The 24,632-nt window shown below is 64.9% G+C and carries 26 protein-coding genes; 20 read left to right on the forward strand and 6 right to left on the reverse strand.

Annotated features, from left to right (window positions below):
• Nucleotides 1-671 precede the first annotated feature (671 nt).
• Nucleotides 672-1,163, reverse strand: a complete 492-nt coding sequence (locus tag V7660_RS04450; RefSeq protein ID WP_335601919.1) for a MarR family winged helix-turn-helix transcriptional regulator — start codon at nt 1,161-1,163, stop codon at nt 672-674.
• Between the two features lie 120 nt (nt 1,164-1,283).
• Between V7660_RS04450 and V7660_RS04455 the strand changes: the two genes are divergently transcribed.
• Nucleotides 1,284-2,012 carry an SDR family NAD(P)-dependent oxidoreductase gene (locus V7660_RS04455; protein WP_335601920.1) on the forward strand — a complete coding sequence of 243 codons (729 nt, stop codon included), beginning with the start codon at nt 1,284-1,286 and terminating at the stop codon, nt 2,010-2,012.
• The gene (locus tag V7660_RS04460) at nt 2,012-2,632 is read left to right on the forward strand and encodes a 2-hydroxychromene-2-carboxylate isomerase (RefSeq protein ID WP_335601921.1); all 621 of its coding nucleotides are present in this window, start codon (nt 2,012-2,014) and stop codon (nt 2,630-2,632) included. The genes V7660_RS04455 and V7660_RS04460 overlap by 1 nt, the downstream gene beginning before the upstream one ends.
• An 85-nt stretch (nt 2,633-2,717) precedes the next feature.
• On the opposite strand, the gene V7660_RS04465 is transcribed toward V7660_RS04460, so the two are convergent.
• The 3 genes from V7660_RS04465 to V7660_RS04475 form a co-directional block, all read right to left on the reverse strand.
• A complete protein-coding gene (locus tag V7660_RS04465) occupies nt 2,718-3,749 on the reverse strand; it encodes a phytase (RefSeq protein ID WP_335601922.1) in 1,032 nt (343 codons plus the stop codon).
• Nucleotides 3,750-3,926: 177 nt separating this feature from the next.
• Nucleotides 3,927-4,190: a hypothetical protein gene (locus V7660_RS04470; RefSeq protein WP_335601923.1), complete on the reverse strand. Its 264-nt coding sequence runs from the start codon at nt 4,188-4,190 to the stop codon at nt 3,927-3,929.
• A 186-nt stretch (nt 4,191-4,376) separates the two neighbouring features.
• Complete coding sequence (locus V7660_RS04475; protein ID WP_335601924.1) at nt 4,377-7,172, reverse strand: TonB-dependent receptor; 2,796 nt, start codon at nt 7,170-7,172, stop codon at nt 4,377-4,379.
• A gap of 898 nt (nt 7,173-8,070) precedes the next feature.
• Here V7660_RS04475 and V7660_RS04480 point away from each other — a divergent pair.
• From V7660_RS04480 to V7660_RS04490, 3 genes are all read left to right on the forward strand, one after another.
• Nucleotides 8,071-9,198 carry a DNA-packaging protein gene (locus tag V7660_RS04480; protein ID WP_335601925.1) on the forward strand — a complete coding sequence of 376 codons (1,128 nt, stop codon included), beginning with the start codon at nt 8,071-8,073 and terminating at the stop codon, nt 9,196-9,198.
• 60 nt (nt 9,199-9,258) lie between these two features.
• Complete coding sequence (locus V7660_RS04485) at nt 9,259-10,371, forward strand: FAD-dependent oxidoreductase (protein WP_335601926.1); 1,113 nt, start codon at nt 9,259-9,261, stop codon at nt 10,369-10,371.
• A gap of 321 nt (nt 10,372-10,692) precedes the next feature.
• Entirely contained in the window at nt 10,693-11,874 is a 1,182-nt protein-coding gene (locus V7660_RS04490; RefSeq protein WP_335601927.1) for an alpha/beta fold hydrolase, read from the forward strand.
• Nucleotides 11,875-11,880: 6 nt separating this feature from the next.
• On the opposite strand, the gene V7660_RS04495 is transcribed toward V7660_RS04490, so the two are convergent.
• Both V7660_RS04495 and V7660_RS04500 read right to left on the reverse strand, forming a co-directional pair.
• The gene (locus V7660_RS04495) at nt 11,881-12,324 is read right to left on the reverse strand and encodes a hypothetical protein (RefSeq protein ID WP_335601928.1); all 444 of its coding nucleotides are present in this window, start codon (nt 12,322-12,324) and stop codon (nt 11,881-11,883) included.
• On the reverse strand, nt 12,321-13,205 hold the full coding sequence (locus tag V7660_RS04500; RefSeq protein WP_335601929.1) for a ParA family protein: 885 nt from the start codon (nt 13,203-13,205) through the stop codon (nt 12,321-12,323). The genes V7660_RS04495 and V7660_RS04500 overlap by 4 nt, the downstream gene beginning before the upstream one ends.
• A gap of 217 nt (nt 13,206-13,422) precedes the next feature.
• Here V7660_RS04500 and V7660_RS04505 point away from each other — a divergent pair, with 217 nt between their 5' ends.
• From V7660_RS04505 to V7660_RS04575, 15 genes are all read left to right on the forward strand, one after another.
• Nucleotides 13,423-14,556: a phage portal protein gene (locus tag V7660_RS04505; protein ID WP_335601930.1), complete on the forward strand. Its 1,134-nt coding sequence runs from the start codon at nt 13,423-13,425 to the stop codon at nt 14,554-14,556.
• Nucleotides 14,553-14,783: a hypothetical protein gene (locus tag V7660_RS04510; protein ID WP_335601931.1), complete on the forward strand. Its 231-nt coding sequence runs from the start codon at nt 14,553-14,555 to the stop codon at nt 14,781-14,783. The genes V7660_RS04505 and V7660_RS04510 overlap by 4 nt, the downstream gene beginning before the upstream one ends.
• A 146-nt stretch (nt 14,784-14,929) precedes the next feature.
• Nucleotides 14,930-15,322 carry an HK97 family phage prohead protease gene (locus V7660_RS04515; protein ID WP_335602045.1) on the forward strand — a complete coding sequence of 131 codons (393 nt, stop codon included), beginning with the start codon at nt 14,930-14,932 and terminating at the stop codon, nt 15,320-15,322.
• Between the two features lie 134 nt (nt 15,323-15,456).
• Nucleotides 15,457-16,623 (forward strand): phage major capsid protein, encoded by a 1,167-nt coding sequence (locus tag V7660_RS04520; protein ID WP_335601932.1) that lies wholly within the window; start codon nt 15,457-15,459, stop codon nt 16,621-16,623.
• 94 nt (nt 16,624-16,717) lie between these two features.
• On the forward strand, nt 16,718-16,921 hold the full coding sequence (locus V7660_RS04525; RefSeq protein ID WP_335601933.1) for a hypothetical protein: 204 nt from the start codon (nt 16,718-16,720) through the stop codon (nt 16,919-16,921).
• Nucleotides 16,922-17,055: 134 nt separating this feature from the next.
• The gene (locus V7660_RS04530) at nt 17,056-17,589 is read left to right on the forward strand and encodes a head-tail connector protein (protein WP_335601934.1); all 534 of its coding nucleotides are present in this window, start codon (nt 17,056-17,058) and stop codon (nt 17,587-17,589) included.
• Nucleotides 17,586-17,996: a DUF3168 domain-containing protein gene (locus V7660_RS04535; protein ID WP_335601935.1), complete on the forward strand. Its 411-nt coding sequence runs from the start codon at nt 17,586-17,588 to the stop codon at nt 17,994-17,996. The genes V7660_RS04530 and V7660_RS04535 overlap by 4 nt, the downstream gene beginning before the upstream one ends.
• Nucleotides 17,996-18,409, forward strand: coding sequence for a phage major tail protein, TP901-1 family (locus V7660_RS04540; RefSeq protein WP_335601936.1), 414 nt, complete (start codon nt 17,996-17,998; stop codon nt 18,407-18,409). The genes V7660_RS04535 and V7660_RS04540 overlap by 1 nt, the downstream gene beginning before the upstream one ends.
• A complete protein-coding gene (locus V7660_RS04545; protein ID WP_335601937.1) occupies nt 18,406-18,699 on the forward strand; it encodes a GTA-gp10 family protein in 294 nt (97 codons plus the stop codon). The genes V7660_RS04540 and V7660_RS04545 overlap by 4 nt, the downstream gene beginning before the upstream one ends.
• A gap of 20 nt (nt 18,700-18,719) precedes the next feature.
• Nucleotides 18,720-18,875, forward strand: a complete 156-nt coding sequence (locus V7660_RS04550; RefSeq protein ID WP_442910025.1) for a phage tail assembly chaperone — start codon at nt 18,720-18,722, stop codon at nt 18,873-18,875.
• On the forward strand, nt 18,872-19,249 hold the full coding sequence (locus V7660_RS04555; protein ID WP_335601939.1) for a phage tail tape measure C-terminal domain-containing protein: 378 nt from the start codon (nt 18,872-18,874) through the stop codon (nt 19,247-19,249). The genes V7660_RS04550 and V7660_RS04555 overlap by 4 nt, the downstream gene beginning before the upstream one ends.
• The gene (locus tag V7660_RS04560; RefSeq protein WP_335601940.1) at nt 19,246-19,863 is read left to right on the forward strand and encodes a DUF2460 domain-containing protein; all 618 of its coding nucleotides are present in this window, start codon (nt 19,246-19,248) and stop codon (nt 19,861-19,863) included. The genes V7660_RS04555 and V7660_RS04560 overlap by 4 nt, the downstream gene beginning before the upstream one ends.
• 5 nt (nt 19,864-19,868) lie before the next feature.
• Nucleotides 19,869-20,516, forward strand: coding sequence for a DUF2163 domain-containing protein (locus V7660_RS04565; protein ID WP_335601941.1), 648 nt, complete (start codon nt 19,869-19,871; stop codon nt 20,514-20,516).
• On the forward strand, nt 20,513-20,944 hold the full coding sequence (locus tag V7660_RS04570) for an NlpC/P60 family protein (RefSeq protein ID WP_335601942.1): 432 nt from the start codon (nt 20,513-20,515) through the stop codon (nt 20,942-20,944). Before V7660_RS04565 ends, V7660_RS04570 begins: the two co-directional genes overlap by 4 nt.
• A gap of 2 nt (nt 20,945-20,946) precedes the next feature.
• Nucleotides 20,947-24,558 (forward strand): baseplate multidomain protein megatron, encoded by a 3,612-nt coding sequence (locus V7660_RS04575; protein ID WP_335601943.1) that lies wholly within the window; start codon nt 20,947-20,949, stop codon nt 24,556-24,558.
• The last annotated feature ends 74 nt before the right edge of the window (nt 24,559-24,632 follow it).

A 24,632-nucleotide genomic window follows, 5' to 3' on the forward strand; every position in this document is an offset into this window, starting at 1 on the left:
ATCGCTTCTTTGCTGTCCCCAAGATTCTCGTCTCCGATCCCTTGCCATATTCTATGTCTAAAAATTCGTTTCATGCTTCCAGTATTGCGTAAGTACTGAAAGATGCGTCCCCGAATTTCCCCCCGACATTTCGATACAATCGGAGGTTAACTGATTATTAACGCCCCTTTCAGGTATTCTCAACACCCAAATTATTACAAACGGGGTCTCAAGAGGCGGCGGAAACCCCTCGAGGGCGAGTGTGCCCCATGATCAGGGGCGCTCAAAGAGTCTGTGTACTGAGATATTCTTCGTCGACGCGGGGCCGGGTTCACCTCTCGTCCAGAATGTGAACACCTCCTCCCGCCTCCTGATGCAATCAATAGTTGGATATGCAGGGGGCGCCGGAATATATTTCTGAGCGTGCGGTGCACAATACAGCCAAGAACTGGTGCCGTCCCGGGGAAGCAGGCAAGCCGGCTTCCAAAGAATTCAGGACAGATTACTCCTGAAAGGCGAGCGAATCGTCTTTGCGGTGCACAACAAGATTTTTGTGGTTTCGCACCGCGAAATGCTCATTCCGAAAGCATTCGCGCGGAATATACGAGGCTGAGTATTTGCTAAGTTCAAAATATGGATGATTTGGGATCAAATGAGACGGTTCTGAGCTGGTCCGGATCGGCATGTTACGATCAGCTTGTCGCGTCAGGCTCCGGCAAATGACCCGGTAAATCGGCCAATGCGTTCAGTGCGGTGATCAGCGTGGTCCATTGCTCGGCTCCCAGCTGGGCCTTCAGGGCTTTCTGGGCCGCGTCCCATCTCGTCACGATATCCGCCAGCAGTGACCGGCCCGTGTCGGTCATGCGCACATGACGTGAGCGGCTGCCCTCGGGGGTGAAGGTCTCGACCCGGCCGGCACGTTCCAGCGCCGCGATATTGCGGATCATGGTGGTGCGCTCGGTGCGCATCCGGGCCGCAAAGTCCGCGACAGAAATGTCTTTCAGATAATAGAGCTGCATCAGCAGGGAGGCCTGGCCGGGCGCAATACCGGCGCCATCCAGATAGGCCCCATAGTGACGTGACAGCGCGCGATTGGCGGCGCGGGTCACCTCGGCCATGCAAACATGCGGGCTGTGGCGGAGATCCTCCAGAAGGGGGATCCTGTTTGATGTGTCCGTCGTCATGGCGCTTCCATACACTGATTTCCGGCGTTCGGTAAAATTAGGGGATTTACCTCGCCACGCATAGATGTGCATATACACACAAATACGTGTAAGGGCCAGAGGGCACAGAGGAGGCGCGGCATGGCGCAACAGGACAAGAGTGTCGCGATTGTCGGCGCGGGGGATTATATCGGCACGGCGATCGCGAAGAAATTCGCCGCCGAGGGCTATATTGTGGTGGCTGGCCGTCGCAATGGCGACAAGCTGGCGCCACTGGTTGAAGAAATCGAGGCGGCGGGCGGCCGGATTTCCGCGCGGTCGCTGGATGCGCGCGAGCCGGACGATGTGACGGCCTTCCTGGCTGAAGCGAACGCGCTGGCGCCGCTGGCCCTGACCGTCTTCAATGTCGGCGCCAATGTGAATTTCCCCATTCTGGAAACCACCGACCGCGTCTTCCGCAAAGTCTGGGAGATGGCCTGCTTTGCCGGCTTCGTGACGGGCCGCGAATCCGCGCGGCTTATGCTGGAACGCGGACAGGGCAAGATCTTCTTCACCGGCGCCACGGCCGGGCGGCGGGGCGGCAAGGGCTACGCAGCCTTTGCCTCGGCCAAGTTCGGCCTGCGCGCTGTTGCGGAATCCATGGCGCGGGAATTATGGCCGCAGCATATCCATATCGCGCATCTGATCATTGATGCCGGCGTCGACACCGAATGGGTGCGCGAGTTGATCCGGCAACGCGGCGGCCCGGACGACCCGCAGGGCCTGATGCCGCCCGAGGCCATCGCCGATGCCTATTGGCAATTGTTCCAGCAGCCGGAGACGGCCTGGACGTTTGAACAGGAAATCCGTCCCTATGGGGAGACATGGTGATGAAGGATGTGAGCGTGGAATTCCATTTCGATTTCGGCAGCCCGAATGCCTATCTCAGCCACAAGGTAATTCCGGAGGTCGAGGCGCGCACCGGAGTGACCTTCACCTATGTGCCGGTTCTGCTGGGCGGTGTGTTCAAGGCGACAGGCAATCAGTCCCCGGTGATGGCGTTTGCCGGCGTCCGAAACAAACCGGAATATGAGCGGCTTGAAATGATGCGGTTCATCGAGCGGCATGGCCTGACGCAGGCCTTCGCGATGAACCCGCACTTCCCGGTCAACACGCTGGCGATCATGCGCGGCGCGGTGGCGGCGCAGCATCTGGACGTGTTCAAGCCCTATGTGGACGCGGTCTATGATGCGATGTGGCAGGGCGCGCAAAAGATGGATGATCCTGAAACGATCGGACGGGTTCTGGCCGCAGCGGACCTGCCCGCCGACGCCCTGATGGCCAAGGCGCAGGAGGCCGGGATCAAGCAGGAGCTGGTGGACACCACCACGACCTCCGTCGAGCGCGGCAATTTCGGCTCGCCCACCTTCTTCGTGAAGGATCAGATGTGGTTCGGCAAGGACAGGCTGCGCGACGTGGAAGAGGCCATCCTCGCTGCCTGGGCTGCCTGACACGCCCTGTACGTAGCAAACAAAAAAGCCCGTTCTCCGATGCGCCGGAGAGCGGGCTTTGTGATTCTGGAGGGAAGGCGCAGGCCTAGTCGAGGCCGAGGGCAGCTTCGATCAGGGACCAGTCGACCAGCTTGAAGTTCTGGTCGACGCCGGAGGCTGGGTTGCCATCATCCTGCACGACGAGAATGCCTTTCGGAAAGCCCGGCAGCGGCGCGGAGTTTACATCGAGACCGTCCGTGTGCGTCACCGCGTCAATGCTGCCATCGGCATTGGCGGTGACAGTGAACACGCCGCGCGGGGTATGGGGCGCTTTGAGATCATAGACGACGAACCGGTCGGCGGCCTGGGACGAGACAACGAGATAACCTTCGCCATTCGCACCCGCCCAGATGTCCATGCCTTCGACATCGGCGACGAGGCCATTCTGCGCGGCGATCGTGTCGACGCTGATTGGGGCAACGGTCCAATCGGTCAGGTCGAGCTTCCACACGCCATGCTCTTCCTCGCCAAGGAAAACCTGGCCATTGGCTTCGTCAAAGACGCAGCCTTCGAGCTGCAGTTGGCCGAACTGGCCAACCTGGATCTCGGCGACCAGTTCCGGGCCTTCGCTGAGCATGTCGGTCTGAACGGACCACACTTGGGCCATGCCATCCTTGTAAGTCGGCATGGCGTAATAGGTGGTGCCGACCCGCCCGGCGCAGATGCCATAGGGCTCATCCTTGAGGGTGGGCGTGTCGCCGATATGGCTGACCGTGGCGGTGGCGGAATCGATGGTGAACCAGCTGATGGCATTGGTTTCGTCATTCGACGCCACGGCCACATCGCCGCGCAGATCGACATTGTTGACGCGGCCGACATCAAGGAACTGAAGCTCTTCGCCGGCAAGATTGTAGACGTGGAGGCCTTCATCCTTGTTGGTGCCGAGGACGAGGCTGGCAGCAGGATTTGCGAGATTGACCCAGACGGCCGGATCGTCCGCCTTGTCGCCTGTGCCGGTCATGGGCGCGGTTTCGACGGCGGCCGGGATCGGGGCAGTGTCGATGGCGTAAATCTGCTGGACGGGCTCTGTGGCGCAGGCAGACAGGAGCAAGGCGGCGATAGGAAGATAGCGTTTCATGAACACTCCTCAGGGGCTGTAGCCAATTCGGTTCGGGCCGGTATTCCGTGCGTGCGCGGCAAGATCAAGGCTTCAGCGCGCATTTTCATATTTCTGCCACGTAGCGAAGAGTCCGGACATGAAAAAAGCAGGCACGATGGCCTGCTTTTTCCGAAATGTTCCTGTGAGGAGCGCGGCTCAGCCGCCGCTGCCGGGTGCGGCCGTGGAGAGCGAACGCTGCTGAGCGTCTCTGGCCATTCTTTCACCTTCGGCTTCATGGCGAGCCCATTGTTCTGCGGTCATGCAGATCTTGCCCGGATAGACCTTGCCGGGGATCGGCACGCGCTCGCAAACCAGGTTCGGATCATCGGATGCATCGGTGATCGCATAGCCTTCTTTCTTCTGGAGGGCGCAGCCAGACACCGCGATCAGGGCGGCCAGGGCCAGTATTGGTGCTTTCATGAAAATTTCTCCCGCTAATTGCATCTTTCTAACAGGAAAAAGCCCGAGTGCATCCCCGAATGCAAGGAAAATGTGCCCAAACGATTGCGGGTGCACATGGATTTGCCTGGGCGCTGCCGGTTTACGCAAAAGCCGGGCGAGGATTGCTCCCCGCCCGGCTCCGGACTGTAAATCTGGTTGCCCAGCCTAGTAGGTCAGGCGGGCCCCGAAGACGTAACGGGCACCATATTCGTCATACTGCGACAGGCGGCTTTCGGCGCCGTGATAGTAGTATTCCGGCTCGTCGGTGAGGTTCTTGCCTTCGACATAGATCTGGAGGTTGTCGTTGACGTCATACTTGGCCGACGCTTCGACGCTGAGGTGGTCGCTGGTGTAGCGGTCCAGATCGGCGCCGAACAATTCGTCGAGATAGTCATCGCGGAAATTGGCCGAGACGCGCAGATCCCACGGGCCCTTGTCATAGCCGATGGAGGCGTTCCAGATGAGATCGTTCTGCTTGAGCAGCGGCACGTCGCGAGTCAGGGTCACATCCTCTTCGTCCGGCACGGACGCTTCGGATTCAACGATGGTGACGTTGGCAGAGGCGAGGAAGCCCTCCCAGAAACCGCCCAGGAAATCGAGCTGCTGGACATAGTTGAGTTCGAGGCCGGTCACCGTGGCGGTCTCGCCATTGATGTAGGTGGCGACTTCTTCGATGTCCGCACCGGCATCGCCAAGGAAGCCGAGATCGATCGAGCCTGGCAGCTGGTCGATGTCATAGGTGGCGCCGAAGATCGGGTTACGGATGTCCTTGTAGAACACACCGGCCGACAGGACCGACAGCTTGGTCGGGTAGTATTCGATCGACAGGTCGAAATTGTTGGCCTCGTACGGGTCGAGGTTGGGGTTACCCATTTCGACTTCGTCGCGGTCATCATTCATCGCCGCCGTCGGACGCATCTCGCCGAAGGCCGGACGCACCAGCGAGGCATAATAGGCAGCCCGAGCAACAACATTGTCGGAGATGGCATATTTCAGGTTCAGGCTTGGCAGGACGTGGACATATTCATCGTCGAACTGGCGTGTGCCGACCTGGTCCGGATCGCCGCCTTCATAGAAGACGTTGCCTGTGGCCGAAACGTCCGTGGCTTCGATACGCGCGCCGGCCACGACGGTGAGGTCGTTGATCTGGAAGGTGCCCATGCCGTAACCGGCGATGATCATTTCGTCGATCGTGTAGTCGCCAGCCAGACTGTCAAAGTTGGTGCCGTCTTCATCCAGCTCGTCGGCGGTGAACGTGCCGCGCAAGGCGCGGGTCAGACCGGCATTTGGCCATTCGTACATCGGGTTGTTCATGCGCCAGCCGGAGATCTGGCTGTTGGCATTGATGTAATCGGTCAGGGCGACATCGTCGCGTTCCCAGATGAAGAGGTTCTGGTCACGGACTTTTTCGCGGTCGCGAACCTTCACACCCATTTTCCAGGTCACAGGCGTATTGCCGAGCACGGTGTCATTGGTCAGGTCGAGCTTGTAGGCCCATTCGGTGTCTTCGTTGACCGTGAATTCCTGCTCGTAGGCGTCCATTTCATAATTGGCCGGATCATACAGGAAATCGATGCCCGTGCCGGACAGTTTCGGCTTTTGCGGGTCGGAATTATCCCAGACGATGATGCCATCGCCTTCCATGTCATCGGAGCGGAAGGCCACGTCATGATTGTTGGAATCGTCTTCTTCGGCGTAGGCGTAGGAGACTTCGTAATCGACCGTCCAGTTGCCGGCATAGGTCTTGCCGCCGAGCGCGTAGGTCTGGATCTTGCGGGTCTCTTCGCGCTGGCGCACTTCGACGTCCGCTTCGGCGAAGTTGAAGTTGTAGAGGTTGCCATCAATGCTGACGCCTTCTTCGGCGAGGTCGCGGAACTCGAACTTGTTGCGGACTTCGTCGTCCGTGTATTCGTTGAGCAGCGTACGCAGGTAGAGTTCGGTGTTCTCGGTCATGCGGTAGTCGACATTGAAGACGAGGCCAACACGCTCGCGTGTCAGGTCGTACCAGCGCATTTCGTAATCATCGTCCGGAATGAAGGCGTTCAGGTCGTCATCGAAGCCCCAGCCGCCGGTTTCGTTGTTGTGGGCCTGAATGCCGAGGCTCTGATAGTTCACGGAGGCGGCAATGCCGATCTTGTCGCCAAACACGTTGGAATAGGTCAGCGTGGCTTTCGGGGAGACGTCTTCGGTGATCTCATTGTAGGAGCCTTCGACCTTGGCGCGGATGAACTGGCCGTCGCGGTCGAATGCGGAAATGGTCTTGAGGTTGATGACGCCGCCAATCGTGTCGGCATCGACATCCGGGGTCAGGGATTTCTGGACTTCGATACCGTCGAGCAGGTCGGACGGAACCCCATCCAGCAGGACGCCGCGACGGTCTTCCGGGGACGGTGTACGCACGCCATTGATGGTGGCGGAGATCAGGTCGGCATTGATGCCGCGGATCGAGACATAGCGGCCTTCGCCCTGGTCATTCTCGATCGACAGGCCAGCCACGCGGGCGAGCGAGTCGGCCACGGTCGTGTCGGGGAAGTTGCCGAGGCCGTCGGAGTCGATGACGCTGATGATGGCATCGGAGGCGCGCTGCTGGTTGATCGCGCCGGCCTGGGCCGCGGCCGAGCCGACGACCAGGATGTTGTCGAGATAGCGCACATCGCCGCCGAGCTGGATGCTGAAATCGGTGTCGCCAGAGACCGACACCGTGTCGGTGACCATGTCCGCGCCGACATAGGAGACGCTGACCGTGTAGTCGCCGGCCGGGATGCTGGCGAAGCGATACTTGCCGAACCGGTCGGACGAGGCGGTGCGGCCCAGTTCCTCGATCGTGACAAGCGCGCCCTGCAGCGCCGCTTCGCCGGAGGCATCGGTCACGGTCCCTGTCAGGATGTCGGCGGCAGCCGCCTGCGCCAGCACGGCGGTGGCAGCTCCGATCAGGAGGAGCTTGCGGGAGGTAAAGGTCATGGGAGGTCGTCCTTGCTCTGGGAATCCGTATTAAGAAGTCTACGCTTCGAAAACTGCGGCCCCGTCCCACGCCAGAGTTACGGCTGGATGACAGATGCGTAATGTTTTTATGACGTCCCCGGAATTCTGAGGAAAATGGGGCAAGTGCCTGCCATGCGGGGAAAAATTCGTGCTTTTCCTGCAACACTTATCGGCGTCGCTCTCAGGTTGAGCGGGCGAATCATCCCGAAATCTAGAGGGTTTTCGGAGCCTGAATCCGACGGGGTCCGCCCCCATGCGACACTGCCCCTCTCATCGCAGGAGGCCCGCATGACCCGACAGCCCCATCGTCAACGCCTGATCCGGCAGGTCCGGCTCCAGCGCCTGCTGGGGCGGAGCCTGGCGGAGATCGCGGCGCAGTCCGGCCGAAGCCGCAGTACGGTCTGGCGTGTGATCCGGGACAATGGGCTGGACGCTCCGGAGATGCCGCTGGAGCGTCAGCGCCTGTCGCTGAGCGAGGCGCACGACAAGGCTGTGGACCGGATGATGGCGGCGGATGTGACGCCGGAGGAGCTGCGCGCGCTGAGTGGGCTGGTCATGCGGCTGGCGGCGGAAATCCGGCGGATGGAAATGGCGGTGGCGACTTGGGAAAGGGATGAGGATGTGCGGATTACCGGACGTGCCAGCGAAGACGAAACGGGTGAAGACGCCGAAGACGAACTCTCTCCCGCTGCTGAACAATGCCGGCTCGATGCCCTTGCAGCCGGATTTCAGACAAAGGGTACATCAGGCGGCGCAGAGCAACGACTGGAGCACGCTGGCGGAATGGGAGCGCAGCCTGGTCAGCCAGAATCCGTGGATTCTGCACGCCCGCGATATACAGGTTCCGCCGCCGGACGGATGGCGGAGCTTCGTGTTCATGGGCGGACGCGGCGCTGGGAAGACGCGGGCGGGGGCCGAATGGCTCCGCTGGTCGATACTGCACGGTCGCTGCCGCCGGGCGGCGCTGGTGGGGCCGGCGCTGCACGATGTGCGCGAAGTGATGATCGACGGGCCGAGCGGGCTGAAATGGATCGAGCCGCTGAAATGCCGCCGCCCGTCCTACTCACCGAGCCGACGTATCCTGAGTTTTGACAATGGCGCCGAGGCGCACGTCTTCTCCGCCGAAGACCCGGACAGTTTGCGGGGGCCGCAATTCGATGTGGCATGGTGTGACGAGATCGCCGCCTGGATGCGCGGGCAGGCCGTGTGGGACACGTTGCAGATGGGGCTGAGGCTGGGCGCGGACCCGCGCGTGATGGCGACGACCACGCCGCGGCCGACCGTCTTCTTCAAGGGATTGCTGGCCGGGCCCGGCACGCTCGTGCGGCAGGCCAGCATGGCGGAGAATGCGGAGAATTTGTCGGACGGGTTCGTGGCCGCGATGCAGGCCGCCTATGGAGGCAGCGCGCTCGCCCGGCAGGAAATTCATGGCGAATTGCTGGAGGATGCCGAGGGCGCGCTGTTCCGTCGGCAGATGATTGACGCGGCGCGGGTCAGTGAGCCGCCCATGCTGGAAGACGTGATCGTGGCGGTGGACCCGCCGGCGACAAGCGGGCCTGCGGCGGATGCTTGCGGGATCATTGCGGCGGGGGTGCGCGCAGGGGTCGCCTATGTGCTGGCCGATGCGTCGGCGCCGGGGCTCAAGCCGCTCGACTGGGCAAGGCGGGCGGTGGCGGTCTGCCGCGAGGTCGGCGCGCGGGAGATCATCGCGGAGTCGAACCAGGGCGGGGAGATGGTGCGGCAGGTGCTGGAAAGCGCCGGGGCGGATGTGCCGGTGCGGCTGGTCCATGCGCAGCTGGGCAAGCGGGCGCGGGCGGCGCCGGTGGCAACGCTGTATGAGCAAGGGCGCGTCGCGCATGTCGGCCTGTTGCCGACGCTGGAAGACCAGATGTGCCAGTTCGGCGCCGAGGGCTTTCGCGGCTCGCCTGATCGGGTGGATGCGCTGGTCTGGGCCATCTGGGCACTTTTGCGGCAGGGCAGCGGGCCTTGGGTGCGTGTGCTCTGATCTGCCTTGATCTCGCCAGACCCGTGATCGAAGGTGCGGAGCGGAAGCGAGGGACATTCTATGAGCCAGATGACACGCCGGGCCTTTACCGCGACAGGCCTTACCGCAGCTATGGCCGGATGCGCGACCGGGCCGCAGGCGCGGGGCGTCGTGATGAAGCCGGTGCCGCCGGTGCTGGTCTCAGCGGAGCGCATCGTGCGGGTGGATGTGGGGCTCCGGCCCTACCGGGCGTCCGGCTTCCGGGTCGAGCGGGAGATGCTGGGCGAGACGGCCGTGATCCACAATTACGGGCATGGCGGCGGCGGGATCACCCTGTCCTGGGGCTCGGCGCAGCTGGCCGTGGACGAAGGCTTCGATCCGGACGTGCAGGACTATGCGGTGCTGGGCGCGGGGGCGCTGGGCCTGTCGACTGCGATGCTGTTGCTGGAGCGCGGCGCGAATGTGACGCTCTATGCCAAGGCGCTCAGCCCGAACACGACCTCCAATATTGCGGGCGGGCAGTGGTGGCCGGCCTCGGTCTATGATGCGGCGACCGTTTCACCCGGCTATATGGCCCGGCATGTCGCGGCGGCGCGCCATTCCTTTCGGCGCTTCCAGCTGCTGACCGGGCCGGACTATGGCGTCAGCTGGGAAGTGAATTACGTCCTGTCGGACCGGCCCGTGATGAACCATCCGGCGCGGACGGGCCATCCGATGGAAGAGTTTGCGGTCAATGTCGTCGATTATGCGCCGGGGGAATTGCCCTTCACGACGGCCCATGCGCGCAGCTTCGACACGATGATGGTGGATACGCCGCATTACCTCCGCAAGCTGGAAGAGGACATACGGGAACGGGGTGGGCGGATCATTGTGCGCGCATTTCAGGACGCGGCGCAGGTGGCGGCGCTGGACGAGGCGGTGGTGTTCAATTGCACCGGGCTCGGCGCGGGGCAGCTGTTCGGGGATACCGAAATCCATCCGGTGCGCGGCCAGCTGGTCATCCTGGAGCCGCAGGCCGAGATCGACTACAATATCATCACGGGCGGATCGGCCTACATGTTCGGCCGGCGCGACGGGATCGTGCTGGGCGGGACGTTCCAGCACCATAATTGGTCGCTCGCGCCGGACGATGCCGACACCGCCGCCATCCTCGCCGCCAACCGGCGTCTGTTCGCGGGTGGGCTGGGGGCCTGAGGCCCGCATAGTGAGCGGAAAATCCGCCTGAAGGCGGTGGCCGGAAACCTGTTCCGTCCACCGCCGGTTTCAGGTGATGGCGATCGCGGTATAGGCCGCCGGGCCGAACGCGATGATCGCGATCATGATGATCAGCGCGGTCGTCTCGATGAATTTGTAGATTGAATACATGTGACTCTCCTTGGGTTGATTGGTATTTGTCCAAAACGGCCTTGGCCGATGGAACAAGACTGACAGAACCGGCGTCTCCATGCTTGGAGAGGGTGTGGAGATATTCTGTAGATTTCAGGGATATGTCCGGACAGGAGGGAAGCCCCTGATATGACACATGTTTTTGGAGAGTATGCGCTTGATCCCGACACGATCGAATTGCGCCGCGGCGCAAATATTGTCGCGATCGAGCCGCAAGTGTTTGCGCTGATCCAGTATCTGATCGAACATCGGGAGCGCGTGATCTCTCGCGATGAACTGATCGAGGCCGTGTGGGGCGGGCGGTTCGTATCGGACTCCGCGATCTCCAGCCGGGTGAAATCTGCCCGCAAGGCGCTGGGCGATGATGGCCGCACGCAGGCCGTCATCAAGACCGTGCATGGCAAGGGTGTGCGGTTCGTGGCGCCGGTCGAAGCGGCTGAACCGGGCGCGGCAGGCCCGGCCTTGCGCGTGCAGGGGGTCCAGCAGGATATCCGCTTCTGCCGGAGCGCAGACGGCACGCAGATCGCCTATGCGACCGCCGGCGAAGGCCGGCCCTTGGTGAAGACCGCGAACTGGCTGAACCATCTGGAGTTTGACTGGAAGAGCCCGGTCTGGACACATATTTTCGGGGATTTGATGCAGGGCCAGCAATTGGTGCGCTATGATGCGCGGGGCAATGGCCTGTCCGATTGGGATGTCAGCGATTTTTCGGTCGACCGGCAGGTGGAAGACCTAGAAGCCGTGATCGACGCGACGGGGCTGACCCGGTTTCCCTTGCTCGGCCTGTCGCAGGGCTGCGCCGTGAGCGTTGCCTATGCGGCCCGCCATCCCGAAAAGGTGACGAAACTGGTCCTTGTCGGCGGGTATGCCCGGGGCTGGCGCCATGGCGGGCACAAGATGGTGGCAGAGACCGACGCGCTGATAACCCTGATCCGCACGGGTTGGGGACGCAACAATCCGGTATTCCGGCAGATATTCACCGGCCTGTTCATGCCAACCGCGCCCGCCGAGAACCAGGCCGCGTTCAATGAATTGCAGCGCATCACCGCCTCGCCGCAAAGTGCCGCGGCCCTGCTGGACGCGTTGGGGGATGTCGATGTGCGCGACGATCTCGGGGCGGTGCAGGCGCCGACGCTGGTGATCCATGCGCGGCGCGACATGCGGGTGCCAATGGGCGGCGGCAGGGAACTGGCCAGCGGCATCAAGGGGGCGCGCTTCATGACGCTGGAGACCGACAATCATGTCATCCCCAGCACAGACCCCGCCTGGGCGGTCTGTTATGCGGCGATCCGGAATTTCCTGATGGAATAGAGGGGCTCAGCCGCCCGTGCGGAAGGCCTTGCGTCCGAAATAGGCGTTCTTGGGGGCGGGGGGCGTGTCGTCCGTGCCCGTGTCCTCGGCGGCCTTGGCCGGTTCGGTGGGCGCAGGATTGGTGCCGTTCATCAGGCCGCGGATCCAGGCGCAGGCAGCCCCGGCGGTGGAGACTTCGAGATCCGGCACCGACCGGTCCATGCGGCGCGCGAGCTGGCGGGCCTGGTGGGCGGTGAGGGATTTCAGCGTGGTTTCGAACAGGTCGCCGCCAACCGTTTCGCGCAGGGCCTTCATGTCGTCCGTCGTCTGACCGGCCGAGATCATCAGCTTCTTGACCAGCAGCATGGTCGCGGCGGCGAAATCCTTCTCGCCAAGCCTGGCAAACCGGCCGCGCTGGCCCAGCAGGGATTCCAGCGCCTTGGCGCTTGGGGGCATGGCGGTCTCACTCATTGAATCTTCTCCCGCACTTCCTTGAGAAGGCTCTCGACAATGCCGAGCGCGTCGCCGGGCCATTTGGCCTGCAGCGTCGGCTCCGGGCCGAGCTCAATCGGGTTGGTGGCAAAGCCCTGCTTCATCGGGACGACCGTGTTGAACATGTCGAATTCGGTTTCCTTGGCACTGGCCGCTTCGCGCATGGCGTTCAGCACGACTTGCTGGTGCGGGGTGCCATCATAGCGGGTGGCGAGGACACAGGGCAAATTCTCGATGTCCCGGCCGCGCAGATTGCGCATGATGTCGCCGGTGAACAGGTCGAGGCCGAGCGTGGACATGAAGTCCGGAATTGTCGGTACAATGATGAGGTGGCTGGCGGCCAGAACGGTTTCGGTCATCACCGAGATGCCCGGAGGGCAGTCGCAGATGATGACGTCATAATCGGCCTTCAGCTTCTCGAAATCGTCGCGCATGCGGCGGCCGACCTGGCCCTGCAGCGCTTCCATCGAATAGCCCTTGGCGGTCAGCTCATAGATCAGCTCGCGCTCGGTCTTGCGCAGGCGCGGCGAGGACGGGATCAGGTCCAGTTCCAGCGGCTTGCCATTATAGGTGACGTCGGAGGCATCGGTGACGATGAAGTCTGACAGGCGCTTGTGCTCGCCGGCGAAGAAATTCTCCAGCAGCCAGTCGGAAATCGTGACGTAGTCATTGATCGCCTGGAACAAATGCTCGTCGCCCTCATGGCCATAGACGAGCAGGGAGGCGTTGGCCTGCGTGTCGAGATCCACGACCAGTGTGCGGAAGCCATTGGCGGCAAAAGCCTCAGCCAGACTGACACAAGTGGTGGTTTTGCCAACGCCGCCTTTGGAGTTGGCGACGGAAATGACACGTGCCGACATTCTGTTAGCTCCTTCGCCCCTGATCGAATGGCGAAAAAGCAGATTTGGGCGGGTCTGGCTATGGCTGCGGGGGAATAAAATACAGGGAAAATTTTGTTCCAATCCTCAGCTTTCTCTCTTTAGCGGACTGATTTCCTGCGAGTTTTTTCGGCTGAATCCGATGGGGCCGGTGAGGATTTAATTTCTGCTCATCAACGCAAATGGAGCAGCGCCCCTCATGAACCCGATCTGGCCCTTCAGCCGCCGCCCCCTCGAGGCGAAATCGGCGCCGCCCCTGGTCGCGCTCTCTGACGTCGGGGCGGCCCGCTGGGGCAGCCGGGACGGCGCGGCGCTGACCCGAGACGGCTACCTCGCCAATGCCATCGCCTATCGCGCGGTGCGCATGGTGGCGGAGGCGGCGGCCTCGGTGCCGCTGGTCACGGCCCATGAGGGGGCAGCGCGCCTGATCCGCCGGCCACAGCCCGATGGCGTGGCGGCGGAAGTGTTCGAGGCGATCTATTCGCAGCTGCAGCTGACCGGGAATGCGTTCCTGGAAGGCGTGCGGCTGGAGGCGGAAGAGGGGGCCGGTGTCTCGGCGCTCTACGCGCTCAGCCCCTCGGCGATGCGGCCGGTGTCGGATGCGCGGGGCTGGGTCGAGGCCTGGGCGGTGCGCGAGCGCCACGGCGAGCGGCTGATCCGGCGCGATGCCGAGACGGGCTGGAGCCCGGTGCTGCACCTGAAACTGTTCAACCCGGTCAGCGACACGCTGGGGCTTCCCCCGCTGGGCGCCGCAAGGCGGGCGCTGGATTTGCACAATGCGAGCGCCGACTGGGCCAAGGCCCTGATCGACAATTCGGCCAAGCCCTCTGGCGCGCTGGTCTATGGCGGGCATGGGCGGATGCCGCCGGACCAGTTTGACGCGCTGAAGGCCGAGCTGGAAGGCATGTATTCCGGCGCGGCGAATGCGGGGCGGCCGCTATTGCTGGAAGGCGGGCTCGACTGGCGGCCCATGTCGCTGTCGCCGGCAGAGATGGATTTCCTTCAGGCGCGGCATGGCGCGGCGCGGGAGATCGCGCTGGCGCTGGGCGTGCCGCCCATGCTGATCGGCATTCCGGGCGATAATACGTATTCGAACTACAAGGAGGCAAACCTTGCCTTCTGGCGCATGACCGTCTTGCCGCTGGTTCAGAAGATGGCGGCGGCACTGTCGGCTTGGCTGGATGTGCCGTTCGGGGCGGAAGTGGAGGTGCGCGCGGACATTGATCGCGTCCCCGCCCTGTCGGCCGAACGCGATGCGCTCTGGGCGCGGCTTGAGGGCGCGAGCTTTGCGACGGACGAAGAGAAGCGAAAGCTAGCGGGGCTGCAGCCATGAAGCTCGACCGGAAAGTGACGATCGGATTCCTCGTGGCCGTGCTGGTGCAGACCGGCGGGGCGCTGGTCTGGGCCGGTGCGGCGGCAGAGCGGATTTCCACGCTGGAAGACACGGTGCGCGAGCGCCGCAGCGTGGTCGAGCGGCTGGCCCGCCTCGAAGAGGGCGTGGAACGGATGGAAAGCCAGCTGGACCGGATCGAGCGAAGACTGGAGGGCGGGGATGAATAGGGGTGTGTTTCCTGGGGGGAGTCCGGTGGACCCCCACCTGTCCTCCCCCTTTCAGGGGGGAGGAACGCCAACGGCATGTCCGGTCTGTTCTCCCCCCTGAAGGGGGGGAGTTAGAGGGGGGGCTTCGAACGCGCAGGCCCCTCCTCATCGAAGGCTATGCCTCGCTGTTCGGCGTGCCGGATGCGAGCGGAGATGTGGTGCGGGCGGGCGCCTTCGCGCGCAGCCTGCAACGGGGCACGCAATTGCCGATGCTGTTGCAGCACAGGCCCGGCGCGATGGCCGGACGCTGGGTGCGGATGATCGAAGATGGGCGCGGGCTCTATGTGCGCGGCCTCGTCGAGGGCGTCGCGGCGCGCTCCCTTGTGGCGCAGGGGCTCAGCGGCCTCTCCATCGGATTTCGCCCGCGCCTCTGGAATGCACGGCGCCCGGATGGGCGGGAACTGGTCGAGGTGGACCTTGTCGAGGTTTCCCTCGTGACCAGCCCGATGCAGGCACGGGCGCGGTTTTCCCTGCTGGGGGCGGAGGCGAAAGCGGCGTGATCTGGAAGCCCGCGCTCGTGCTTCGACCCCGGCCTTCGCTGGGGCAGGCTTCGCTCAGCATGAGCGCTTTGAAAGTACGGAACTCATCCTGAGCGAAGTCGAAGGATGATGGATTTGAGAGGAATGGAGAAAGCATGACCAAGGAAACCAAGATGGCGGGCGGCGGCGATGCCGAACTGATGGCAGCCTTTGCCGCCTATACCGAGGCGAATGATGCCCGGCTGGCCGAGATCGAAGCCAAGGGCGCAAGCGATCCGCTGACGGATGAGCGGCTGTCGCGCATTGACCGGCGGCTCGAAGCGCTGAGCCTGAAGATGGCCCGGCCGGAGGCAGGCGAAGGGAAGACCGCCGACGAGGATGCGCGCAGCGCGGCCTGGGGGCGCTATTTGCGCAGCGGCGATGATAGCGGGCTGTCGCGGCTCGACGTGAAGGCGCTGAACACCGGCACCGATGAGCAGGGCGGCTATATCGCGCCGCCGGAACTGGACCGGCTGATCGAGTCGCGCCTGCTGGCCGCGAGCCCGATGCGCCAGATTGCGACTGTGCGGCAGACATCTGCGGGCACCTACAAGAAGCCGGTCGGGCTTGGCGCGGCGGCGAGCTGGGTCGGCGAACAGGTGGCGCGGACGGAGACGGCGCAGTCGGGGCTCTCCCTGCTCGAATTCCCGGCGGGTGAGCTGTACGCCATGCCGGCGGCGACGCAAACCCTGCTGGAAGATTCCTATGCCGATATTGATGCCTGGCTGGCCGATGAGGTGGAGGCCGCCTTTGCGGCGCAGGAATCGGCGGCCTTCATCAGCGGCGATGGCGACGGCAAGCCGAAGGGCTTTCTCGACTATGACATTGTCGCCGAGGCGAGCCATGTCTGGGGCAAGGTGGGCTCGGTGGCCGGGGACTTTACCGCCGCCGATGCGGCCGACCAGCTGATCGACCTGATCTATACGCCGAAGGCCCAGTTCCGTGCCAATGGGCGTTTCGTGATGAACCGGCGCACCGTGGCGGCTGTCCGCAAGCTGAAGGATGTGGACGGACGGTATATCTGGCAACCCGGCACGGGCGGCGAACCCGCCACGATCATGGGCTATCCGGTGACCGAGGCCGAGGACATGCCCGACATCGGCACGGGCAATGCGGTCATCGCCTTCGGAGATTTCCGCCGCTTCTACCTGATCGCCGACCGGCAGGGCGCGCGCGTGCTGCGCGATCCATACTCCGCCAAGCCCTTCGTCCTGTTCTACACGACCAAGCGCGTCGGCGGCGGCATCCAGAATTTCGACGCTGCGAAGGTGATGGTTTTTTAAGGCGCCGCTTTCCTGCGTCATCCCCGGCCGCGAAGCGGTCTGGGGTGACGCTCCCCTGAAAATTCAACCTCATTCCAACCAAAGGAAATCCAACATGTTCGAATCCATTCTCACCACCCTCATCCGCCAGGCCGCTCTGCTGACCGGCCCGCAGCAGGAGGAATTCACCACCAAGATCGCCGAAGCGCTCTCGACCCTGATCAATTCCACCGAGACCGAAATCGACAATGAACTCGTCCGCAGCGTCGCCCTGCCCATCGGCGGCACGCTGATCGAGAAGCTGGAAGGGATGGTTTAGGCGGATTTGTCATCCCGGAATTGGCGCAGCCAATATCCGGGACCCAAGACGCGTTGGCGCATAGGTCCCGGATAAATCCTCCGGATTTTCCGGGATGACACACTGATTGAAAGAAGAACGACATGAATCTGACGGTGATCTCACCGCCGGACGGGGAGGCTTTGTCTCTCGGCGCGGCGAAGGAGTATTTGCGCATCGGCCATGCGGGCGAGGATGGGCTGGTGGCGGATTTGATCGCGTCGGCGCGGGCGCGGCTGGAGGCGGAGACCGGGCTGGCCCTGATCGCGCGCTCGGTGAAGCGGCGGTATGACCGCTGGCCATCGGGCGTGACGCGGACCGGCCTGCGGCTCGTGCCGGGGCCGGCCTCGGCGCTGGTCTCGGTTGAGACAGCGGATGCGGACGGCGGGACGCAGCTTTACACGGCGCGGTTCCAGCTGGGCGGCGGGCGGCTCAGGCTGAAGCCGTTCGTGGCCTTGCCACCCATTCCGCCGGGCGGTCATGCGGACGTGACTTTCGTGACCGGCTATGGCGCGGCGGCAGATGTGCCGGAGGATCTGGTGCAGGCGCTGAAGCGGCTGGTGCTGGCAGCCTATCGGCGTGAGGCGGGCGAGGCCCTGCCGGACGAGGTCCGGGACATCCTCGCCGCGCGGCGGGAGCGGCGGATATGAGCGCCGAGGCCGCCATCCAGGACGCACTGATGGCGTTTCTGCGGGCAAATGCGGGCGTGCAGGCAATCTTCGGGGCACCGGCGCGCGTGTTCGATGCGGAGAGCGATGCGCCGGTCTTCCCCCATGCGCAATTGGAGCGCCATGAAGTGACCCCAGCGGGGGCGGCCTTGGTGGACGGGCATGAGCACAGGCTGACGCTGGCTGTGTTCACGCGGGAGGAAGGGCTGAAAGCCGCGAAGGCGGCGGTGGCAGCCTTGCGCGCGGCGGTCGAGGGCGCGGACTGGAGCGGGGCTGGCGTGCATGTGGTGATGGCGCATGTCGTCTATGGCGATGTGATGCGCACCGCCGACAAGCGCGCCTTTCGCGGGATCATCCTGATTCGGATCATATCGGAGGAGGCGGGCTGATGGCGGGCCAGAGGGGCAGGGACATCCTGCTGAAGATTTCAGACGGCGCGGGCGGGTTCACCACGCTGGCTGGGGTGCGGGCCAGCCGTATCCAGCTGTCGGCGGGCACGGTGGACGGCACCAGCGCCGACAGCGCCGAGGCCTGGCGCGAACTGGTCGAGGGGGCGGGCATCAAATCCGCCCGCGTGAGCGGGCGCGGCGTGTTCAAGGATGCGGCTTCGGATGCGCGGATGCGGGCCGTGTTCTTTGGCGGAGAGGCGCCGGACTGGCAGCTCGTCCTGCCGAATTTCGGCACGCTGGAAGGCGCGTTCCAGATCAGCGAACTCAGCTGGAGCGGCGCGCATGATGGCGAGGCGGAATTCTCCGTGACGCTGGAGAGCGCGGGCCTGCTCGCCTTTGAGGTGCTGCCATGAATGCGGCGCGGGGCGAGACCGGACTGGTGATTGGCGGGCAGGCGCGGCGGCTCTGCCTGACGCTCGGCGCGCTGGCCGAGATCGAGGCGGCGTTTGGCTGCGCGCGGATGAGCGAGCTGGAAGCGCGGATGCGGGCGCTGTCTGCGGCGGATCTGCTGGTGGTGCTGGCGGCCCTGTTGCGGGGCGGCGGCGAGGGCGAACTGGCAGAGCGTCTGGGAGATATGGACGTGGCGCCGGGGGCCGCGGCGCGGGCCGTGGCCGAAGCGTTCCGGCTGGGGCTGGCGGGGTGATGCTTCCGTGGGCGGAGATGATGCGGTCGGCATTGGCGGCCGGGATCGGGCCGAAGGCATTCTGGCGATTGTCGCTGAAAGAATGGCGATGGCTCGCGGCGCGCGGGGCGGGGCTGAAGGCGGGGCGGCTGGAGGAATTGATGGCGGCATTCCCGGATGAGGAGGAGACTCAATGAATGACTTCAACAAAGACCTGAACACCGCCGGGGATGCGCTGCGCAGCCTGGCCGAGGGGCCAGGCGTGCAGGCGGCTGAGGCGCTGGAGGCCGCCTTCGGGCGGGCCGGGCAGAGCATCGAGACGGCGCTGGGACAGGCTGCCCGGTCGGGCGAACTGGATTTCGAGCGCATGGCCGAGAGCATCCTGAAAGATCTGGCGCGCGTCGCCGCCGAAAGCGTTGCGGCAATGGCAGGCGCGCAGAGCGGTGCGCAGCAGGCGGTGACGCTGAACATGAATTATGCGCCGGGGGCGGAGCCATCCGGACGCGAGAGCGAGGCGGCGATGGGCGCGATGCTGGCGCGGCTCGTGGCGGGTGGAGGGCGGTTCCTGTGAGCCTGGCGAATTTTCATGAGGTGAGCTTTCCGGTGCCGCTGGCACTGGCAGCGACGGGCGGGCCGGAGCGGCGCACGGACGTGGTGACGCTGGCGAGCGGGGCCGAGGCGCGCAATGCGGTCTGGGCCGGCTCGCGGCGGCGCTGGGATGTTGGCAGCGCGGCGCTGAAGCTGGACGCGCTGCAGGCGCTGGTCGCCTTCTTCGAGGCGCGCGGCGGGCGGCTGCACGGGTTCCGGTTCCAGGATGCGCTGGATGACCGCTCGTGCGCTCTTGGCGAGATGCCGGCGGCAACGGACCAGATGATCGGGATGGGCGACGGCGCGGAGACGCGGTTCCAACTGGTGAAGACGTATGGGGATTATGCGCGGCGTATATGGAAGCCGGTGGCGGGCAGCGTTCTGGTGGCGGTGAACGGCGTCGCAATTCCCTTCAACGTGGATGAAGCCACCGGCGAGGTGACGCTGGACAGCGCGCCGGAGCCGGATGCTGTGGTGAGTGCGGGGTTCCGGTTCGATTGCCCGGTGCGGTTCGATACGGACCGGCTCGACATCACGCTGGAAGGTTTTGGCGCGGGCAAGGCGTTGCGTGTGCCGCTCATCGAACTGGTGGGATAGGCGCCATGCGGATCATCGAGCAGGACTTTGCGGAGCGACTGGCGAGCGGCGCGGCGACGACGTGCCTCTGCTGGCGGCTGGAGCGGTCGGACGGGTTTGGGCTGGCGGTAACCGAGCATGACCGGACGCTGGAGGTGGACGGCACGCTCTACCGTCCGGGCGCGGCGCTGGAGGGGGCGAGCTTTGCCCAGACGGCGGATCTGCGTCCCGGCCATGCAGCGGCGGGCGGGGCGCTGGCGCATGCGGCGATTACGGAAACGGATCTGGCGGCGGGCCTGTGGGATGGCGCGCGGATCGAGGTGATCCGCGCCGACTGGCAGCGCCCGGATCTGTTTGTAACGGTCTGGAGCGGGCGGCTGAGCGAAGTGACGCGCGGCGAGACAGGGTTCGAGGCGCAGCTGGTCAGCCGGAAGGCGGAGTTCGAGCGGCCTCTGGGCCGGGTCTATGCGCGCCAGTGCGACGCCGTGCTGGGTGATGCGCGCTGCGGCGTGGATGTGGGCGGGTTTCCGGGGCTGAGCTGCGATCACCGATTTGAGACGTGTTCGGAGGTTTTCGGCAATGCGGAGAGTTTTCGCGGCTTCCCGAATTTGCCGGGGGCGGATTTCGTGCTGCTCGGCCCGGCGGCGAGCGGCAATGATGGAGGCCGGCGATGAGGCGGGATGAGATCGTGGCGGCGGTGCGCGGCTGGCTGGGCACGCCCTATCGCCATCAGGCGAGCCGCAAGGGCGCGGGCTGTGACTGTCTCGGCCTCGTGCGCGGGGTCTGGCGGGAAATGGTCGGGCCGGAGCCCGCGCGCCTGCCGCCCTATACGCCGGACTGGGCCGAAGTGACGGGCGAGGAGACGCTGCTGGCGGCAGCGCGGGCGCATCTGGAAGAGGTTCAGCTGGGCGGGGCGCAGGCAGGCGATGTGCTGGTCTTCCGTATGGCAACGGGCGTGCCAGCGAAACATTGCGGCGTGCTGAGCGGCGAAGCTGCGCTGGTGCATGCCTATTGGGCGCGCGCAGTGGTGGAGACGCGGCTGGTGCCGTGGTGGCGGAGGCGGGCGGTGGCGGCGTTCGCCTTTCCCGGTGTGGAGGATTAGGCATGGCGCAGATCGTGTTTTCGAGTGTGGGTCAGGTGATCGGACAGCAAGCACTGCCGCAGGGACTGACCCTGCTTGGGCGACAGCTGTCCGGCGCGGCGATTGGCAAGTCGCTCGGCAGTCTGGCCGGGCAGGCGATGGGCGCGTATTTCGCCCCCGCGCAGGAAGGGCCACGCGTCAAATCCCTGCCGGTGATGGAAGCGCGCGAGGGGGCGGGACTGCCGTCTGTCTATGGTCGGATGCGGGTCGGCGGTCAGGTGATCTGGGCCGCGCGCTTCAAGGAGACAAAGACTGCGCGGCGGGCGAGCAGCAAGGGCGGGCCGAAGGTCACCGAGTATGATTATTCGGTCAGCTTGGCCGTGGCGCTGGGGGAAGGACCGATCCTCGGCGTGAGGCGGGCCTGGGCGAATGGTGAGGCGTTTGACCTTTCCGGCGTCGTGCACCGGGTCTATCCCGGCAACGAGACGCAAGAGCCAGACCCGCTGATCGAGATGATCGAGGGTGTGGCGCCAGCCTATCGGGGCACGGCCTATATCGTGTTCGAGGATTTGCCGCTGGAGGCGTTTGGCAACCGGCTGCCGCAGCTCTCCTTTGAAGTGGAGCGCGTACCGCCGGGCCGGTCGGAGCCGGGGCTGGGCGATGTGGTGACGGGCGTGAATATAATCCCGGCATCGGGCGAATTCGTTTATGCTACCGAGATCGTACGCGAGCAGGCTTTTCCGGGGCATGAGCGGGCACTGAATGCGTGGTCCGGTGAGGCGCGGGCGGATTTCCTTGTGTCGCTCGATCAGCTGGAGAGTGATCTGCCGAACGTGTCGCGCGCGGCGCTGACGGTCGGATGGTTCGGAACGAGCATCGAGGCGGGGGCGTGCGAAATCCATCCCGGCGTGGAAACGCGAGAGCGGGTGACGGTGCCCTATGCGTGGGAGGTGGCTGGCATTGCGCGGGGCGATGCCCATGTCATTTCGCGCGATGAGGACGGCCATCCGAATTATGGGGGCACGCCTGCGGATCGGTGCGTCATCGGGGCGATACAGGAGATGAAAGCGCGGGGCCTGTCTGTCACGCTGTCGCCCTTCTTGTTCATGGATACGCGCGGCTTTCCGTGGCGGGGGCGGATCGGCGTATCGGCAGATGGCACCGCGGCGGCGCGCAGCGAGATCGAAGCGTTCGTGAACGGAGCGAACGGGTTCCGGAATTTCATCCTGCATCATGCGCAGCTGGCCGCAGACGCAGGCGGCGTCGAAGCCTTCCTGATCGGCAGTGAAATGGTCGGGCTCAGCCGTGTGCAGGACGCGGCGGGCGCGTTCCCTTTTGTCGAGGCGCTGGTGGCGCTGGCGGCGGAAGTGAAGGCGATCCTGCCGGGCGCGGAGGTTTCCTATGGCGCGGACTGGACCGAATATGGCGCCTATGCGCCGGGGGACGGATCGGGCGACGTGCTGTTCCCGCTGGACGCGCTGTGGGCGAGTGCATCTGTCGATTTCGTCGGCGTCGACTGGTATCCGCCGCTGGGGGACTGGTGCGACGGCAACGATCATCTCGATGCGCTGGCCGGATATGCCGCGGCGGACGATCCGGCCTATCTGGCATCACAGATCGCGGGCGGGGAGGCGTTTGACTGGTATTATGCGGACCAGGCGGCGCGCGACGCGCAGGACCGTACACCGATCAATGACACGGCGCATGGCGAGCATTATGTGTTCCGTCAGAAGGATATTGCCGGCTGGGCGGGCGCGTACCATCACGAACGTCCGGGCGGGGTGCGCAAGGTGTCACCGACTGGCTGGGTGCCGGGGGCGAAGCCGGTTCGCCTGACCGAGATCGGCTTTGCGGCGGTCGACAAGGGCGGCAATGCGCCGAATGTGTTCGTTGATCCCAAGAGCAGCGAGAGCGCGCTGCCGCCCTATTCGAGCGGGGCGCGGGACGAAGTGTTCCAGCGCCGGGCGCTGGCGGCGGTGTTGCCGCATTGGGAGACGAGCCCGCTGGTCGAGGCGGCTTATGTGTGGGCGTGGGACGGGCGGCCCTTTCCGGCCTGGCCGCTGAAGGAAGAGGTCTGGAGCGATGGCGGCAACTGGGCGCGCGGGCACTGGCTGAATGGCCGGTCGGGCCTTGCGCCTCTGGCCGATGTGGTGGCGGATCTCTGCGCGCGGGGCGGCGTGGACGCGGTGGATGTGTCCGGGCTGGACGGGATTGTCGAAGGCTATGGGCTCGACGGGGTGCATTCGGTGCGGGCGGCGCTGGAGCCGCTCAGGGCAGCGTATGGCTTCGAGTGCGTGGAGCGCGGCGGGGCGCTGGTGTTCCGCATGGCGGGCGAAGGGGGCGTTCTGGATGTGGCGCCCGGCGCGCTGGTGGAAGGCGGACTGAAGAAGACCCGCGCCCTGCTCGACAAGGCGCCGGCGCGGCTCAGGCTGACGCATGTTGATCTGGAGGCGGACTACCAGCCGGGCATGGCGGAGGCGCGAATTGACGGCGGCGACCCGAGGTTGGTGCAGGATGTGGCCTTGCCGCTGGCGCTTGGGGCGAGCCGGGCGGAAGCTGTTGCAGCCGCGCTGCTGGAATCGGCGGCAAGCGGGGAGAGCGCGACCTGTGCTGTGTCGCTCTCGGCTTTGGCACTGGAGCCGGGGGATGGGTTGCGCGTGGAGGGCGGGCAGGTCTGGCGTGTCATGGATGTTGTCGACCGGGGCGGCGTGCGGGCGCTGACCTGCCGGGAGGAGATCGCCGCGATGCCGCGCGTGCGGGCTGGCGAGGCGGGCAGCGCGCCGCCGCCCGCGCCTGTGTTCGGCGGCGTGGACCTTGTCGTGATGGACGCGCCGAGCCTGCCGGAGTTTGGCGAAGGCGTTGGGCCGCTGGTGGCGGCATGGGCCGATCCGTGGCCGGGCGAGGTGGTCGTGTCAGCAGGCCCGGCTGAAGATGCGCTCAGCGAGGCGGTGCGGCTCGACCGGCCGGCGGTGATCGGGCGGCTGGTTGAAGCATGTAAGGCCGGGCCGATCGGGCTGTGGGACCGGGCAAATGCGCTGAGCGTGTATTGTCCGGGTGGGGAGTTTGCGAGCCTGCCGGAAGGGCTGGTCCTGTCCGGCGGCAATGCGGCGCTGCTGGAGACGGCGACGGGCTGGGAATGTGTGCAGTTTGAACGGGCCGACCTGATCGCGCCCGACACATGGCGTCTGACCGGGCTGTTGCGGGGACAGCGAGGGAGCGTGCCCGGTAATGCGGCGATAGGGGCGCGGCTGGTGATACTGGATGCGGCGGTGGCGCGGGCGAGCCTCCACGGGGAGGCCTATGGGACGGAACTGGTCTGGCAGGCCGCGACGGATGATACCCCACAAACGGCCATGTTCGAGGACCGCGCAGACCTGCCCTGGCCTGTGGCGCATCTGCGCGTGCGGGATGGCCAGCTCAGCTGGACCCGGCGCGGGGCGGATGTGCCGCAAAGCTGGGCCATGCCGGAGGCGGAGAATGCGGGCCGGTTTGCGGTTGCGTTCGACATGGGCAGCGGGTTTGGCGCGCAGAGCGTGGTGGAGGTGCCGTTTGCAAACTGGGTGGAGGGCGCAATGGCGGCGCGGGTGGCGGAGATCGGACAGGATGGGCGGACAGGCTTGTGGGCCGTCATTTGAGGATTAGCAGGCTGCCAAACAGGAATGCATTGCGGCGCGGCTCGATCCGGTAAGGTAATATCCGGGTTTCATTA

It is taken from the genome of Hyphomonas sp., assembly GCF_036964145.1.
Taxonomy (GTDB): domain Bacteria; phylum Pseudomonadota; class Alphaproteobacteria; order Caulobacterales; family Hyphomonadaceae; genus Hyphomonas.